Origin of the sequence: Prescottella sp. D32 (assembly GCF_037287305.1) — a bacterium.
GTDB classification, from domain to species: Bacteria; Actinomycetota; Actinomycetes; order Mycobacteriales; family Mycobacteriaceae; genus Prescottella; species Prescottella equi.
In genome coordinates, this window is record NZ_JARBSW010000002.1 from 746377 (window position 1) to 763081 (window position 16705).

9 protein-coding genes are annotated in these 16705 nt (G+C 70.2%); 2 read left to right on the forward strand and 7 right to left on the reverse strand.

The genetic code is table 11. The features are described 5' to 3' along the window. Positions 1 to 7: 7 nt before the first annotated feature. Complete coding sequence (locus PSS76_RS13205; RefSeq protein ID WP_022594211.1) at positions 8 to 385, reverse strand: VOC family protein; 378 nt, start codon at positions 383 to 385, stop codon at positions 8 to 10. Between the two features lie 84 nt (positions 386 to 469). Here PSS76_RS13205 and PSS76_RS13210 point away from each other — a divergent pair, with 84 nt between their 5' ends. Next, positions 470 to 1216: a TetR/AcrR family transcriptional regulator gene (locus tag PSS76_RS13210; RefSeq protein WP_084865825.1), complete on the forward strand. Its 747-nt coding sequence runs from the start codon at positions 470 to 472 to the stop codon at positions 1214 to 1216. Positions 1217 to 1226: 10 nt separating this feature from the next. Here PSS76_RS13210 and PSS76_RS13215 read toward each other — a convergent pair whose 3' ends face one another. Both PSS76_RS13215 and PSS76_RS13220 read right to left on the reverse strand, forming a co-directional pair. After that, complete coding sequence (locus tag PSS76_RS13215) at positions 1227 to 1931, reverse strand: DUF2334 domain-containing protein (protein ID WP_022594208.1); 705 nt, start codon at positions 1929 to 1931, stop codon at positions 1227 to 1229. A 100-nt stretch (positions 1932 to 2031) separates the two neighbouring features. Next, positions 2032 to 2526: a glutathione peroxidase gene (locus PSS76_RS13220; protein WP_005515420.1), complete on the reverse strand. Its 495-nt coding sequence runs from the start codon at positions 2524 to 2526 to the stop codon at positions 2032 to 2034. 190 nt (positions 2527 to 2716) lie between these two features. Here PSS76_RS13220 and PSS76_RS13225 point away from each other — a divergent pair, with 190 nt between their 5' ends. Next, positions 2717 to 4069 carry an MFS transporter gene (locus tag PSS76_RS13225; RefSeq protein ID WP_337456250.1) on the forward strand — a complete coding sequence of 451 codons (1353 nt, stop codon included), beginning with the start codon at positions 2717 to 2719 and terminating at the stop codon, positions 4067 to 4069. A 50-nt stretch (positions 4070 to 4119) separates the two neighbouring features. Here the strand turns inward: PSS76_RS13225 and PSS76_RS13230 are convergent, their stop codons facing one another. From PSS76_RS13230 to PSS76_RS13245, 4 genes are read right to left on the reverse strand one after another with little or no spacing between them, the layout of a single operon-like run. Continuing rightward, positions 4120 to 5943, reverse strand: coding sequence for a siderophore-interacting protein (locus PSS76_RS13230; RefSeq protein ID WP_337456251.1), 1824 nt, complete (start codon positions 5941 to 5943; stop codon positions 4120 to 4122). Positions 5944 to 5958: 15 nt separating this feature from the next. Continuing rightward, the gene (entS, locus tag PSS76_RS13235) at positions 5959 to 7233 is read right to left on the reverse strand and encodes an enterobactin transporter EntS (RefSeq protein ID WP_064059697.1); all 1275 of its coding nucleotides are present in this window, start codon (positions 7231 to 7233) and stop codon (positions 5959 to 5961) included. A gap of 7 nt (positions 7234 to 7240) precedes the next feature. Beyond that, positions 7241 to 7465 (reverse strand): phosphopantetheine-binding protein, encoded by a 225-nt coding sequence (locus PSS76_RS13240; protein ID WP_013414939.1) that lies wholly within the window; start codon positions 7463 to 7465, stop codon positions 7241 to 7243. Between the two features lie 36 nt (positions 7466 to 7501). After that, a complete protein-coding gene (locus tag PSS76_RS13245; protein WP_337456252.1) occupies positions 7502 to 16666 on the reverse strand; it encodes a non-ribosomal peptide synthetase in 9165 nt (3054 codons plus the stop codon). Positions 16667 to 16705 lie beyond the last annotated feature (39 nt).

Sequence of the window (16705 nt, forward strand, 5' to 3'; positions counted from 1 at the left end):
GTCCGGTTCACACCCACTGCACCAGTTGCCAGACGATCCCGTTGGGGTCGACGAACTGGCAGTAGCGCTCGCCCCACGGCTCGGTCTCCGGTGTGGTGACGACGGTTGCCCCCGCGGCCGCGATGCGCGCGAACTCGCGATCGATGTCCTCGACGACGAACACGATCAGCAGGCCCTGCCCGGCGGGACCGGCGACGGCGGCCGGCTTGAACGTCTCCAGGCCGGTGCGCAGGAAGATCACGTTCATTCCCGCACTCGGATGCTCGAGCGACACGAAGCCGTCGCTCGCCATGGCCTCGGTGAAACCGAAGTGGGTCTCGGCGAAATCAGCCGACGCGGCGGGATCGGCGACGTTCAGGGACAGCGCAGTACCGGTGATCTTCATGCACACCTCCACGATCGAGAGAAACCTTATGCACCGCATAACGTATGGCGGGTGTTCGTTTGTTCCCACCCGCGGAGGTGACCGGTGGCCCGCGACCTGATCGACCTGCTGTGGCGCGATCACCCCGACGCGCCACGCGGCGGGACTCGCGGGCCGCGAGCGAAAGTGAGCACCGGTCAGGCGGTGGAGGCCGCTGTCGCGATCGCCGACGCCGAGGGACTCGAGGCCGTCACTGTGCGGCGCCTCGCGGCCGACCTCGGCATCTCCGCGATGGCGCTGTACACGCACGTCGGATCCCGCGACGATCTGCTGGTCCTGATGGTCGACGCGGTACACGGGACCCGCCCGCGCGCGGCGTACACCAGCGACGAGTGGCGGGAGCGCGTCCGGCAGGTCGCCGAGACGGAGATGACGCTGTGCACGCAGCACTGGTGGCTACTGGACGTGACCGACGAGCGGACGGCGTTCGGCCCCGGAACGATCGCCAAGTACGACCACGAACTGCACGCGTTCGACGGAACGGGGATCACCGACCTGGAACGGGACGCCGCACTGACGTTCGTCACCGACTTCGTGCGCGCGTCCGCGCGAGCACGGCGCCCCGACCCCCGCGCCGCCGACATGGCGGAACTCTGGGCGACCGCCGGCGAACGATTGGCCGGGTATCTGGGCGACGATTTCCCGCTCGCGCAACGCGTCGGCGAGGCCGCCGGTCAAGCGATGAACTCGGCGTACAGCCCCGAGTTCGCTTGGGAGTTCGGGCTGGAGCGCGTGCTGGACGCCCTCGAACCTCTCGTCCACGCCGCGCGGGGCGGGTCGTCGGACGAGTAGCGCCGACGTCTCACGCCGCCCCGCGCACCCCTTCGACCAGTGGCCACCGGTAGACGCCGGGGACGGCACCGTGGTGCAGTGCGAGGTCCACGGCGTCGAGCACGGCCTGCCGCGGCCCTGGCCTGCCGAGTTGTTTCGCGGAGACCGCCAGGCGCACCAGGCGCCCACGTCGGGCGCCGCGGGAGGCGCCGAGCACCATCGCCCGGCACCGCCACGGCTCGGCGCGGAAGCCGTCGCCCACCCCGATGACGTGACTGCGCACCCCGGTGTCGTGCGCGAGGTCGCGGACACTCGTCATGCCGGCCAGCAACCGGAAGCCGACGTTCGGCAGCACCGCGACGGCGCCCGGGGAGGCGACCCAGCGCGGCGGCGCGAACAGTCGGGTGCGCAGACCGACCTCCTCGAGCACCCGGTCGGCGGCGAGCAGGCGCAGGCGCGCCTCGTGCTCGGGTAGCACCGCGAACTCGGCGCGCCGACGCTTGGTCGCGGCCTGGTCGTAGCCGTGCAACACGATGGCGTCACCGCGGTCGCGTCGACCGCGCAGCCAGTCCTGCGTGACGGCGTCCGAGACCAACCGGTACTTGTCCTTCAGGCGCGGCGCCACGAGCAGCGACAGCGGAACCGACCTGCGGTCCATCTCGGCCGCGAAGTCGGCGACCACCTGCACCGTCTCGTCCCTGATCCCCGACACCGACACGATCACCTGTCCGGTCATGTCTTCGAGGGTGACACCCGTAGGTGAACGGGCGCTTACGCGCCCGTGCGCCCTTCTGGTAGTTCTGGCTACCGAAAAGGCGCACGGGTGGCGCAGCCGCCTATCGGGGCAGCACGGCCTCGATCGCCGCGATCACCTCGGGGGCGTCGGGCTCGGTGCGCGGACGGAACCGGTTGACGACGGTGCCGTCGGGCGCGATGAGGAACTTCTCGAAGTTCCACTGGATGTCGCCGGCCTCGCCGTCGGCGTCCGCGGTCTCGGTCAGCTCGGCATAGATCGGGTGCCGGTTCTCGCCGTTGACGTCGACCTTCTCCATCAGGGGGAAGGTGACGCCGTACGTGGTGGAGCAGAAGGTCTGGATCTCTTCGGGGGTGCCCGGTTCCTGGCCCATGAACTGGTTGCACGGGATGCCGATGACCGTGAGGCCGCGCTCGGCGTACTCCGACGCCAGCTTTTCGAGGGCCGTGTACTGCGGGGTGAGCCCGCACTTGGAGGCCACGTTGACCACGAGCAGTGCGCGCCCGCCGTATTCGCCGAGGCTGGTCGGCACGCCGCCGAGGGTGTTGATTTCGAGGTTCTGCAACGGAGTCGTCATGGCCCCAACCTAGCGAAATCCGGACGCCGGAGAGGGAACCGTACCCGCGCCTGCCGAATGTCGTAAGTGTCCGTTCCGGCAGGTGGCAAACGGGGCCGTGCCGTTGTGCGGAACGTCTCGTTGATGTGACGCACACCGCAATCGACGCTTTCAGCCGTCGACCGACGTGGTCGCCTGCTGAAGGAGCGCAATGCAACCTCGAGACACGACGTATACGGAGCCGGCTCCGAAGGACTCGCGCCGTGCCCTGATCTCCAGCTTCCTGGGATCGACGGTCGAGTACTACGACTTCCTTCTCTACGGAGCAGCGGCCGGCCTGGTGTTTCCGAAGCTGTTCTTCCCGGACACGATGGATCCCGTTCTGGGATCCACGCTCTCGTTCGTCATCCTGCTGGCCGGCTACGTCTCGCGGCCCGTCGGCGGCGTCCTGTTCGGACACTTCGGCGACAAGTTCGGCCGCAAGAACATTCTCGTCATCACGCTGTTGATGATGGGTCTCGTGTCCGTCGCGATCGGTCTCATGCCGACCTACGCCTCGATCGGTGTGGCCGCGCCGCTGATTCTGGTCGCGCTCCGCGTCGTCCAGGGTCTCGCGGTCGGCGGCGAGTGGGCGGGTGCGACGCTGATGGCGGCCGAGCACGTGGGCGCGGGCAAGCGCGGCTTCGCGGCGTCGATTGCGGTCGCGGGCGGCCCCACCGGTTCCGTCCTCGCGACGCTGGTGCTCGCTCTCTTCTCGGGTCTGCCCGACGACGCCTTCTTCAGTTGGGGCTGGCGTGTGCCGTTCCTGCTGTCGGCGACGCTCGTGATCGTCGGCCTGTTCATGCGTTACCGCGTCACCGAGTCCCCCGACTTCGCGAAGGCCCGTGCCGCGGGTGAGGTCCACACCGGCACGCCGATCCTGCGCGTCCTCAGGAAGTACCCCGCATCCACCGTGTACGGCATCCTCGCGTCGGCCGGACCGCTGTTCATGCAGGCGATGCTGGCGGTGTGGATGGTGCCGCACATCGCCGCGCAGGGCACGATGCCGCGTCAGGACGCGCTGTACATGCTCACATTCTCGAGCTTCGTGCACATCTTCGCCATTCCGTTCTTCGCGTGGCTGTCCGACCGCCACGGTCGCCGCAAGGTGATGCTGGCCGGTGCGGCCGTCTCGATCGTGCTGGTGTTCCCGATGTTCGCGATGTTCAACTCGGGCAGCTACTGGCTCGTCGCGATCGGCTTCCTGGTGGGCAACCCGATCATCCAGGCGTCGATGTACGGCCCGATCGGCGCGTTCCTCGCCGAGAAGTTCGACACCGCCGACCGCTACACGGGCGTCTCGCTCACCTTCCAGATGGGCTCGGTCCTCGGCGCCGGCACCGCCCCACTGATGTGCAACTGGCTGTTCGGCCTCGGCAACGACGGTGGCACCAGCAACATCGCGTGGTACTTCGTCGCGCTCACCGCGCTGTCCGCGCTCGCCGTCTACCTGTCGAAGGAGACGCTCGCCAAGAAGCGCGCGGTGGCGGTCGGCACCGACCAGGATCTCGTCGCGAAAGCCTGACCACACAGCGGAGGGGCGGTGCCACCGGATCGGGTGGCACCGCCCCTCCGTCACTGCACGCCGGCGAACTCGACGATGGTCGATCCCCAGCCGATCGCCCCGAATCGCGTTGTCCCACAGCCGGCATCGACTACCAGAGCCCGGATCTCGGCCTCGGTGCGCCGGCCGGACCCGTACAGGCACAACCGCAGCAGATCGCTCTCGGTCTCGTGGTCGTCGTCCGTCGAGGGATCCAGTAGATCCGTCACGAGCACCACGCGGCGGCCCGAGGCGCCCAGCACGCCGATCAGCATCCGCGCGTCCGGATCGGGGTGAGCGTCGACGACGTCCACCGCCACGACCAGGTCGACGACGTCGTCGAGCGGCGTGAACTCGCTCCGGTCGACGCGCCGGATCCGGGCACGCCGGGACTGCGCCACGTCCGCGATGTTCCGGTCGTTCGCCGCGGGCAGTCCGACGAGCGCGATGTCGAGGTCGGGCCGCACGCGGGCGAGGGTGTCGGCATAGACGCCGGCGCCCTCTCCGTAGATCGCGACCGTGCGTACGCCGTCGAGGTCGACGGCGTCGGGCAGGGCCGGCGCCCGGTAGACCGCGCCCGCCGCCGCCTCCTCGTGGAAGTCCTCGACGAAGCCGGGCTCCCGTGCCTTGTCGGCGAATCCGTGCCCGGGGGCGGGCGCACCGGTCCGCACGGCCTCGAGCAGTCCCAGGAATGCCATGTCGAGACGGGTGTGAATCTTCCCGAAGTGCAACGCCTGGCTGGCGAAGGTGTCGGGGTCGGCGAGGATCTCGCCCATCTCGGTGAGGCCGAACCGGTCACCGTCGACCGTCAGGAGGTTCATCGCCACCAGATGGCGCAGCAGTTTCGCGGTGGCATCCGGGTGGGTCTCGCACACCGCCGCGATACGCGCCGGGGTCGCCGCTCCGCCCTCGATCGCGGCGAACACCCCGACGGTGACCGCTGTTCTGATCACGAACGGCGGCAACAGTTCCGACATCTCGTGAAGCTCGCTGTAGGCGTCCGGCGTCGCCTCGCCTTCACCGGACGTCCCTTCGGTCCGGGGAACCTCACGCTGCCGCCAGTACCCCGTGATCTCGACGAACTGCTTGGGGATCGCCCTGTCCTGCTTCGCCCACCGCCGCAGCGGTTTGATCGTCAGCGCCTCGCCCGCGACCCACAGGTACGGCTGACCCGGACGCCACTGCGCCGCCTGGACGGTCTCGACCAGCCGCGACTTTCCGCCGTTCTCGGAGCGGAACAACCACGTGATCTCGACCGGCGCCTCGGACTTCAGTTCCTGACGGTGCGAAGGCTCGGCCACCTCGATCACTACCGTCGCGGGCATGTCCGCGGGGAGCATCTCGAGGCAGCGGGCGATGGCGGGCAGCGCAGTCTGGTCGCCGGCGACGAGCATCCACTCGGCCTCCCGCGGCAGGCTCGCCGAGTGCTTGGGGCCGGCCATGAGGATCGTCTCGCCCGGGCTGACGCGGTACGCCCAGTCCGAGGCCAAACCTCCCTCGTGCTCGGCGAAGTCGATCGCCATCTCCCGGGTGTCGGCGTCGTAACTGCGCACCGTGTAGGTCCGGCTGTACTGGAACGATCCGGCCGGCCAGTCGACCGCACCGGTGTCGGTGTTCCGCGGGACGTCGAACGGCAGGGCACCGGTCTGCGGATCGACCGGGAGCAGCTTGACGTCGTCGTCGAAACCGTTGGTGCACACCGCGGGCAGTCGGACACCGTCACGAACGTGACTGTCCATCGCGGAACCGCCCACGATCACCCGGCGCATTCCCGGTGTCACGTCCTCGACGCGAAGTACCTCCACCTCGCGGATGCAGATCGGAAACACCTCGACCTCACGAACGGTCGCTGCCATCGTAGAACTCCTTTCTCATGACGTCGGCTGCTCGACGTGCGCGGCATCCGAAAGGGGCTGGGCGTGTTCGTCGAAGCGGCGCAGCCGCTTCAGCGTCACGGCGAGCACTGCCGTCGCGACCAGACCGGTGGCACCGTACACGGCGAGCGCGGCATCGATCGGAACCAGCGCAGCCACCACACCGGCCGCGACCGCGCCCACCGACGCCCCGGCGGTGACCTGCGCCGACCACACGCCCGCGATGCGGGCGCCGTACTCCTCGGCGGTGTGCTTCTGCACGATCGCGTAGCGCAGGATGTCGGCGACCGCCTCGCCGAATCCGTGCGCAGCCAGACCCGCCACCGTCACGACGACAGCTCCGGTCGCCCCGGCCCCGACGAGGCCCGCGGCGGAGAGCAGCATGCCCACGAACACCGCGCGGCCGGACCAGCGCACGGTCCCGGTCCACCCACTGGTGAGTGCGCCGAGCACGGCACCGACGGCCGGTGCGGCGTAGAGCAGACCCGTCACCGAGGCTCCGACTCCCAGGACCTCGGCGGCGTACTCGGGAATCAGGACCGACCACCCGGCGAGCAACATCGTGACGAACCCGCACACGAGCACACCACCGATGACGCGATGACCCGCCGCATAGCGGAATCCGCTAGCGACGGCCCGTAGCGGGGATTCCGCGGCCGAGCGCGGCGGCGGCAACGCCGGCAGGCGGGTGATGCAGAACGTGGTGACCGCCGTCGTGGCCGCGGCGAGCGCGAACGCCAGCCCGACACCACCGGAAGCGATCACGACACCACCGAGCGCCGGCCCGATCATCGCCCCCAGGTCGCCGGTGAGCGCCATCAGCGCTCCGGCCGCGGCCATCTTGTTGCGAGGCAGCAGGGTCGGGGTGACGGACATCAGCACGGTCGCCGAGATACCACCGCAGATCCCGTCGACGATCGCGGCGAGATACACCACCCAGAGCCTCGGATCCGGTAGGAACGCGTTGATCGCGAGCACCGCGAAGGCGACACCCGCGCAGCCGCGCGCAAGAGCGATGACGCGGCGCCGGTCGTACCGGTCGGCGAGGATGCCGCCCGCGAACGTTGCACCGAACGTCGTGAGCCCCAGCACCGTCGACACCGCCGCGACGTGGGCGGTGGACGCGGTGATCTCGTACACCTGCAGCGGCACGGCGACGATGAGGAAGCCGAGCCCGAACAGCGACACGACCCGCGCGGTGAAGATGTAGCGGAACTCCCGACTGGTGCGCAGCGGGTCGAGGTCGAGAGTCAGCTTCCCGAGGAGTGCCACGGGCGGGTCACCGCGGCTCGAGCAGTGTGAACCACTGCTCGAGATCGGGTTCGGATGCGAGCGAGACGAAGTCGACGTCGGCGCCGCTGTCTCGCCAGCGTTCGACGAGCGCCATCAGCCGCACCGAGTCGAGGCCCTGGTCCACCAGGCTCACCGACGGATCGATCTCGGCGACGTCCACCTCCAGGATCTGCGCCGTGTCGGCGAGGATCGTGTCGCGGTCGAGTGACATGTTCTATCTCCCTTTGTTTGCTGAGGTCTCGTCGGATCAGGGCACGGCGTGCGTCGCGACGCCGAGAAGCGCCGACATCGCCTGCTCCCAGGCGGACGCGATCGCGTCGAGGGTGGCGTCGTCCAGCACCTCGGACGCCGCGAACTCGCAGTCCAGGATCGGTCCGTCCGCGGTGTCCTCGACCACGGCGTCCACCTGCAGGATGTGGTCGAGCGGTGTCGCCGAGTCCACCGAGCCGCCCAACGCGACGCCCTCGGGTGCACCCGACCAGGGTCCGCCGTTCTGCTCCCCCAACGTCATCCGACCGAGGTAGTTGAAGACGATCTGCGGGCGCGTGTAGCCGGTGAACGGATCCTCACCGGTCAGCCTGCGCAGAATGCCGAAACCGATCCCGTTGTCCGGCACCGCGCGCAGCGCAGCACGCACCCGCGCGGAGGCCTCGTCCGCGGGGACGTCGCCCGCGAGGACCTCGTCGACGGCGACGCCGCCGAGGTCGAATGCGACCGGATACATGGACGTGAACCAGCCCACCGTGCGGTCGACGTTCGCACCGGGAACCACCTGTTCCTCACGCCCGTGGCCCTCGAGTTCCACCCGCACGGTGTCACCGCCACGGACCTTCGCCACCGCGAGTGCCAGTGCCGTGAGCAGGGTCTCGTCGACGGCACCACCGCCGAGTGCGCGCGTGGTGACCTCCGTCGGCAGCACTCGCTTGACGGACCGGAGAGTGGAGACCGTGTCGAGCGCCGGATCGAGCGGCCGGACGCCGAGCGCCGGTTCACGGGCGTCGACGACGCGCTGCCAGTAGGTTGCCGTCGCGGCGATCCGCTCGCTGCGAGCCGCGTCGACCAGTCCTCGCGTCCAGGCCCGGAACGACGTGCCGGCGCCCGCCAGCGCGACGGGTTCACCGTTGTGCGCCTGCGCGACAGCGGTCGCGAGGTCCGGGACCAGGATCCGCCACGAGACGCCGTCCACCACCAGGTGATTGACGGCCACGAACACGCGGTCCTGCCGCCCGGGGCCGAGGTCGAACCACACCACCTGCGCCATGATCCCGTCCGCAGGACGCAACGCCGCGTACGTGTGCTCGCGTTCGGCGGCGAAGACGTCGCCCCACTCGTGGTCGGAGCAGCCGGAGACGTCGACGCGGCGCACCACCTGCGAGGCGTCCGGCAGCCGCTCGGGCACCGACCACTCCGGCACGCCGTCCACCACGGCGAAGCGTGAACGCAGCATGGGGTGCGTCGTGAGCAGCCCGGCGACTGCAGCTTCGAGCACCTCGACCGTCAGCCCGTCGGGTGCCACCAGCAGCCGCGCCTGCGAGAACCGGCCGAGGTCGGTCCCCCAGTGCACCGCCTCCCACACGATCGGCGTCGGCACCACCTCGCCCGTCGCGGCGATCGCCGCGAGGGCCGCCGCTGCCTCGTTCCTCCCGGGATCCGGCGTCTGCTCGCACGCGGCGGCCAGCGCTGCCACCGTGCGCAATTCGAATACCTGTCGCGCGGTCACAGCCAGTCGGGCCGCCCGGCACCGGGTCACCAACTGGATGGACACGATCGAGTCGCCGCCGAGCGCGAAGAAGTCGTCGTCGATACCGACCCGGTCCAGGCCCAGCACATCGGCAACCACCGCCGCCAGCATCGCCTCGGTGTCGGTGCGCGGCTCACCCGATCCGACCAGCGCACCGAAATCCGGTTCCGGCAGCGACTTGCGGTCGATCTTGCCGTTCGCGGTGACCGGGAAATCCGCGAGCACGAGGACCACGGCGGGAACCATGTAGTCGGGCAGGCGTTCTGCGGCGACGGCGCGTGCCGCCGCGGGATCGACGTGCCCGTCCGGCGTGACGTAGCCGACGAGGCGGACCACACCCCGGGTGTCGGTGTGCGCCACGACGACCGCGTCGCGCACCCCGTGAACCGCTGCGAGGGCCGCCTCCACCTCCCCCAGTTCCACCCGGAACCCGCGGATCTTCACCTGGTCGTCGCCGCGCCCGAGGAACTCGAGGGTCCCGGCGCCCCGCCGCACCGTGTCACCGGTCCGGTACATCCGCTCCCCCGCGGCACCGAACGGATCGGCGACGAACCGCGCCCCGGTGAGATCGGGTCGGCCGAGGTAGCCGCGTGCGACGCCGGAGCCGGCGAGATACAGCTCACCGGTGCCGCCCGCGGGGACGGGCCGCAGCCATCGGTCGAGGACGTACGCGCGGCCGCCGTGCACGGCACGGCCCAGGCACGGCTCGTATGCGTCGGTGACCTGCCCGACGAGTGCATCGACGGTGCACTCGGTGGGACCGTAGAGATTGAACGCGCGACCGTCGGTCAGTTCCCGAAGTCGCTGCCACGACGCCGGATTGACGGCCTCTCCGCCGAAACCGACCGTAGCGGGCCGGTGCTCGCGCTCGAACAGTCCGGCGGCGAGCATCCGATCGAGGAACGACGGGGTCACCTCGAGGAAGTCGAGCCCGTGGTCGACGACGTAGTCGGTCATCGCCTCCGGGTCCCGCATGGTGTCCTCGTCGAACACGTGGACGGTGTGGCCGTCGAGCAGCCACAGGGTGGGCTGCCACGACGCGTCGAAGCTGAACGACCAGGCGTGGCCCACACCGACGCACTCGCGTCCGGTGGCCTCGACCGTCGGTCGGTAGAGGTCGGCTCGGTGGCTCTCGAAGAGGTTCAGCAGGTTCGCATGGGTGACGGCCACGCCTTTCGGTCGGCCCGTCGAGCCGGACGTGTAGATGACGTACACGCAGTGGTCTGGCCGCAACGGGGCGAGCCGGTCCGCATCGGAGACCGGGGCGTCCGGCAGGACAGCCAGTGCCGCTTCGACTTCCGGATCGTCGAGTACCGTCACGGCGGTGCCGCGCAGGACCGCGTCCAGTGCGGCACGGACCGTGCCGTCGGTGACCACGACGGTCGGTGTCGCATCGGCCACCATGTGCGCCAGCCGGTCCGCCGGATACGACGGGTCCATGGGGACGTAGGCGCCACCCGCCGCGATCACCGCGAAGATCGCCACCACCATCCGCTCCGAACGGGGCAGCGCGAGTCCGACGACGGTGTCGGGTCCCACACCGGACGCGATCAGCAGGCGGGCGAGTCGAGCCGACGCCGCACCCAGTTCGCCGAACGTCAGACGGCTGTCCCCGAACACAATTGCGGTGGTGCCCGGGGAGGCCGCCACGCGAGCGGCGAGCAACTCCGCGACCGTGCTGCAGCCCGTCGCGGGTGCGGACACGGTGGCCGCCCGGTCCCCGACCGACAACCCCCGTTCGACGTCCGACAGTGGATCGACGCGGGCGACGGTGGACGTGTCCGGCGCCGCGAGCTGCTCGAGCACCCGGACCAGCCGTTGCCCGAGCACCTCGACATCGGTGCCGTCGAACAGCGACTGCTGGTACTCGAGGGTGAGAGTCAGTTCCTCGTCGAGCGCAGCGACCAGGACGAGCGGAAAGTTGGTCGCGTCGTGGCCACGGACGTCACTCACCTCGAGGCCGCCGGATCGTTGCGCGCGGGCCAGTGCCTCGGTGTCGATCGGGTAGCTCTCGAACACCAGAAGGGTGTCGAACAGTTCACCGATCCCGACGCGACGCTGGATGTCGGCGAGACCCACGTACTGGTCGTCGAGAGTGCGATTCTGCAGGTCCTGCGCGCGCCGCAAGAATTCGTCGGTGCGCTCGCCGGGACGGAGGGTCGTCCGCACCGGCACGGTGTTGATGAACAGGCCGATCATCGTCTCGATCCCCGCCACGTGTGGGACACGACCGGACACGACGGCACCGAAGACGACGTCGTCGCGGTCGAGTCGGTGACCGAGGAGCAGTCCCCAGGCAGCCTGAACGACGGTGTTGACGGTGACCCCGAGGTCGCGGCTGCGGCGCTGCAGGGCCGCGGCCAGGTCGTCGGGTACCGCGATCGAGTGCTCGCCGGGCAGGTCCGCCCGCAGGGACGATCCGGCGGGCGCCACCAGCGTCGGTTCGGTGACGCCGTCGAGCACGTCGCTCCACCGTTGCAGCGCCGCGTCGGTGTCCTGTTCCGACAGCCAGGCCAGGTAGTCGGTGAACGGCTGCACGGGCGGCAGTACCGCGGCGTCGGCACCGGCGCCATAAAGCGTGAACAACTCTCGCATCACCAGCGGCGACGACCAGCCGTCGAGCAGCAGGTGATGCGCCGCGAACACGAGGCGGTGCAACTCCGGTGCCAGCCGGATCAGAGTGAACCGCAACAGCGGCGCCGCACCGACGTCGAAGCGGGTGACCCGATCGCGGGCCACGACAGCGGCACTGCGTTCGCGCGCCTGCACCTCCGACAGATCGGTGAGATCGACCTCGGCCCACACCAACTCGGGGTCCTCGAGCACGACGCCGATCGGTTCGCCGGCGGCGGAGGCACGGAATCCGGTGCGCAGTGTCGCATGCCGGGCGAGCAGGGCGTCGGCGCTGCGACGAAGCGCGTCGCGGTCGAGGTCACCACGAAGGTCCAGCACGGTCTGCATGGCGTAGACGTCACTGTCGGCGTCGAGTTCGGCCAGGAAGAACAGTCCACGCTGCAGCGGAGTCAGCGGCACCACGTCCTCCACGGGGCCGAGTCGGTCTGCCAGGAAACGCAGTTCCGGATACTCCAGTCCGCGGTAGGTGAGGTCGGCGGCGGTGCGCGTCGCGGTGGGAAGCGCCGACGTGTGTTCGGAGAGGGCGCGCAGCGCATCGATCCAACGGGCGGCGATCCGCGAGACGGCGGCGCCGTCGAGGATCTCGTCGGTCGCCGTGAACTCACAGACCAGTTCGGGACCGTCGGCGCCGTCCTCGGTGACGGCGTTGACGTCCAGTACGTGTTCGAGCGGGGTCGCCGGATGCACCGCACCGCCCAGGGCACCGGATTCGGGCGCCCCCGTCCAGGCGCCTCCGGACTCCTCCCCCAGCGTCAGTCGTCCGAGGTAGTTGAACATGACATCGGGGGCCCGACAGCCGTCCAATCGGCCGGCGGTCTCGCCGAGGCGGCGCAGCATCCCGAAACCGATGCCGCTGTCCGGGATTCGTCGCAGGCCGTCCTTGACCTGCGCCAGCGCGATGCCGGCGTCCTCGGTCCCGGACAGGGCGCCGGCGACATCGACGCCGGTGAGGTCGAGGACCGCCGGGTACAGGGACGTGAACCAACCGACGGTCCGCGAGAGATCCGCGCCCGCGACCACGTGCTCCTCGCGGCCGTGGCCCTCGAGATGCACCCGGACACGGTCGCCCCCGCGTTCCCCGGCGACGGCCAGACCGAGTGCCGTGAGCAGCACGTCGGCGACCCCTGCCCGATAGGCGGCCGGCACGGTGGTCAGCACGCTCCGGGTCAGTGCCGGCGGTACCCGCACCTCGATCGATCGAGCCGACGCCACCGTGTCACGCGAGGGATCGAGCGCCCGCACCCCGAGCGCCGGCTCGCTCGCTGTGGAGATCTCCCGCCACAACGGCAGCGCACCGCGGATCCGGTCCGACTCGACGGCTTCCGTGAGCCCGACCGCCCAGTCCCGGAACGACGTTCCGGCGTCCGCGAGGGCGATGGTCTCCCCGCGTAGAGCCTGCTCGACGCCGGTGGCCAGATCGGGTACCAGGATCCGCCACGACACCCCGTCCACCACCAGGTGGTGGACGGCGACGAACACCCGCCCGGCACGGCCCGGTCCGAAGTCGAACCACACCACCTGCACCATCACGCCCGCATCGGGACGCAAGGCTCGATACGCCCTCTCGCGTTCGGCAGCGAACACCTCCGGCCACGAACTCCCCGCGACCGCGACCCGCCGCACCAGCGCAGAGGTCTCCGGGATCTGCTCCGGCACTTCCCATTGCGGGTGTCCGTCCACCACGGTGAACACCGACCGCAGCATGTGATGCGTGGTGAGCAGCGCGGCCACCGCCGAGCGCAGAGCGGGCTCGGAGAGCGCGTCGGGCGCGATCAGCAGACGCGACTGGGCGAAGCGGTCGAGTGGCACGCCGTGCGCGACGGTGTCTCGGACGATCGGGGTCGCCGGCACGTATCCGGTGGCCGCGGCGGTGACGCGCGAGTCGCCGAGGGTGTCGGCCGGGGTGTCATGCGCCGCAGCGAGAGCCGCGACGGTCCGCAGCTCGAAGACCTGGCGCGCGGTGATCCGGACGTCGGCCGCGCGGGCCCGGGTGACGAGTTGGATCGAGACGATCGAGTCGCCGCCGAGCGTGAAGAAGTCGTCGTCGACACCCACCCGGTCGAGACCGAGAACCTCGGCGACCACGGCCGCCAGTATCGCCTCGGTCTCGGTGCGCGGTTCACCCGAGCCGACGAGCGCACCGAAATCGGGTTCCGGCAGAGCCTTCCGGTCCACCTTCCCGTTCGCGGTCAGGGGGAAGGTGCGCAGTGGCACGATCGCCGTGGGAACCATGTAGTCAGGCAGGCGCTCGCTCATCGTCGCACGCACCGCGCCGGGGTCGACTTCTGCGATCACGTAACCGACCAGTCGCGTCACGCCACGGTCGTCGGTGTGCGCCGCGACGACAGCTTCCCCGGCACCCGACGCAGCGGCCAGCACGGACTCGATCTCGCCGAGTTCGACACGGTACCCGCGGATCTTGACCTGATCGTCGGCGCGGCCCGCGAATTCCAGAACCCCGTCGAGGGTCCACCGGACGACGTCGCCGGTGCGGTACATCCGCTCACCGGCCGCTCCGAACGGATCGGCGACGAAACGGGATCCGGTAAGCGCGGGCCGATCGTGGTAACCGCGGGCGACGCCGCCACCGGCCACGTACAACTCGCCGTCGACGCCGGGCGGCGTGGGACGTAGCCAACGATCGAGGACGTACACGCGTGTGCCCGGGGTGGGCCCACCGATCACGACGGCGTCGCCGGAGATCCGGGATGCGGTGGCGTCGACGGTGCATTCGGTGGGGCCGTAGCAGTTGAACGCCGTGACGCCGCGCTCGGACGCGGACCCGAGCCTGCGCCACAGCGTCTGCGACACGGCCTCACCGCCCACGGTGAGCTGCGCGGGCACGTGCGCGGCCGTGTCGAGCAGTCCGGCGTCGAGCAGCTGGTTCATCAGGGCCGGTACGCAGTCGACGTGGTCGATGCGACGGGTCCGCACGTAGTCGACGATGTAGTCGGCATCGGTACGCCGGTCGTCGGGGAGCAGGTGCAGGGTGTGGCCGTCGAACAGCCACGTGAGGGACGCGACGGCGGAGTCGAACGCGAACGGGTAGGTCAGCAGCACTCGGCGCGGGCGCTCCGCCACGACCGGCATCATCGTCTCGCGCTGCGCGGCATGCAGATCCGAGAGGTTGGAATGTGTGACGATCACGCCCTTGGGCAGGCCCGTCGACCCGGACGTGTAGATGACGTAGGCGGCGTTGGCCGGGCGCAGCGGCGCGATCCGGTCGCTGTCGGTGACGGGTCGGGTGGACTGTCGCGACACCGCGTCACGTACCTGCGGATCGTCGAGGATCACGATCCGGGACTGCGTGAAGACACCACCGAGCGACGCCGCGACGGCCGCCGTCGTCAGCACGACGGCCGGCCGGGAGTCGGCGACCATGTGCGCGAGTCGATCCGCCGGATAGGAGGGATCGAGCGGCAGGTAGGCGCCCCCGGCGGAGAGGACCGCGGTGACGGCCTCCACCATCGCCGCCGACCGAGGCAGAGCCAGGCCCACCCGGACGTCGGGGCCGACACCGGAGCCGATGAGCAGCCGTGCCAGTTGTGCCGAGTTCGAGACCAGTTCGCCGAAGGTGCGCTGCTCGCCGTCGCAGATCACGGCGGGCACTGCGGGATCCCGATGCGAGAGGAGGTCGGTGACGATGCCGGACGGCTCGGCTGCCGGAGTCGTCGACCACGTCCCGAGGGCCCGCGTCTCCGACGGCGACAGCGCTGCGAGCGCCGCGACCCTCGTCTGCGACCCGCTGGCGAGCGCGCTCAGGATCGTGACCAGGCGCCGCCCCAGAGTCGCGATATCGGCCGCGGCGAAAAGGGAAGGACGGTAGTCGAGTCGGATGATCAGTCGATCGGCGACGCCCGCGGTGAGCACCAGCGGGTAGTTGGTGGCGTCCACCGCGTCGACGCCCGCGATTCCGACCCCGCCGGCACGCTGGGCGCGGTCGAGCGCATCGCGATCGACGGGATACGACTCGAAGATCGTGAGCGTGTCGAACAGTTCACCCAGACCGGTCTCGCGTTGCACCTCGGCCAGTCCCAGGTACTGGTGGTCGAGAGTCCGGGCCTGCTCCGTCTGGACACGTCGGAGCGTTTCGGCGACGGTCGCCGCGGGGTCGAGCCGCACCCGGACCGGGACGGTGTTGATGAACAGGCCCACCATCGATTCCACACCCGGAAGGTCCGCCGGGCGACCGGACACCGTCGCGCCGAACACGATGTCGTGGCGGCCGACCAGACCGGCGAGCAGCAGCGCCCACCCGGTCTGCAGGACGGTGTTGAGGGTGACACCGGTGTCGCGCGCCAGACCCGTCAACAGTTCCGTCAGATCCGCGGGAATCTCGACGTCGATCACGGCGGTGCCCTGCGCGTCGCGAGTGGAACCCGGCGGGGCGACGAGCGTCGGTCCGTCGAGGCCGTCCAGCGTTTGCCGCCAGAGTTCGCGCGCCGCATCGTGGTCCTGCCGTCCCAGCCACGCGAGATAGTCGCGGTAGGGCCGGACGGCCGGCAGCGCCGCCGCGCTGCCGCCGGCCGCGTAGATCTCGAGCAGTTCACGCACCAGGATGGGTGTGGACCAGCCGTCGACGACCGTGTGGTGCGCGGTGAGCAGCAGGCGCACGTCGTCTGCGGCGAGTCGGATCAGGGTCCAGCGGACCAGTGGAGGGTCGGTGAGGTCGAACCAGGTGTGCAGGTCCGTGTCCAGGAGAGCGGCGAGGGCAGCCTCCGGGTCGGCCGTCGAGCTCAGATCGACGCTGCGCCAGGGCACCTCGATGTCCTTGACTACCAGACCCGCGACCCGCCCGTCCTTACGCGGACGGAAACACGTACGCAGTGCCGCGTGCCGGTCCAGCAGCGCCTGCGCCGAGGCGTGCAGGCGTCGGGCGTCGACGTCACCGGTGAGGCGCAACACCGACTGCACGGTGTAGGCGTCCGGATCCACCTGCGGCTCGTGTTCGGTCTCGGACGGCGCCGCGACAGTACTGAGGTAGTGCAGCCCCTGCTGCAGCGGTGACAGCGGGACGACGTCTTCGAGCTTGGACATGCAGGGGATCTACTTCCGGTCGAAACGGGTGCGGGTACG

Excerpts from the sequence above, each read along its gene's own strand:
- PSS76_RS13205 (WP_022594211.1), bottom strand. The coding sequence starts at position 385 with ATGAAGATCACCGGTACTGCGCTGTCCCTGAACGTCGCCGATCCCGCC.
- PSS76_RS13215 (WP_022594208.1), bottom strand. The coding sequence starts at position 1,931 with ATGACCGGACAGGTGATCGTGTCGGTGTCGGGGATCAGGGACGAGACG.
- PSS76_RS13220 (WP_005515420.1), bottom strand. The coding sequence starts at position 2,526 with ATGACGACTCCGTTGCAGAACCTCGAAATCAACACCCTCGGCGGCGTG.
- PSS76_RS13225 (WP_337456250.1), top strand. The coding sequence starts at position 2,717 with ATGCAACCTCGAGACACGACGTATACGGAGCCGGCTCCGAAGGACTCG.
- PSS76_RS13230 (WP_337456251.1), bottom strand. The coding sequence starts at position 5,943 with ATGGCAGCGACCGTTCGTGAGGTCGAGGTGTTTCCGATCTGCATCCGC.
- PSS76_RS13240 (WP_013414939.1), bottom strand. The coding sequence starts at position 7,465 with ATGTCACTCGACCGCGACACGATCCTCGCCGACACGGCGCAGATCCTG.
- PSS76_RS13245 (WP_337456252.1), bottom strand. The coding sequence starts at position 16,666 with ATGTCCAAGCTCGAAGACGTCGTCCCGCTGTCACCGCTGCAGCAGGGG.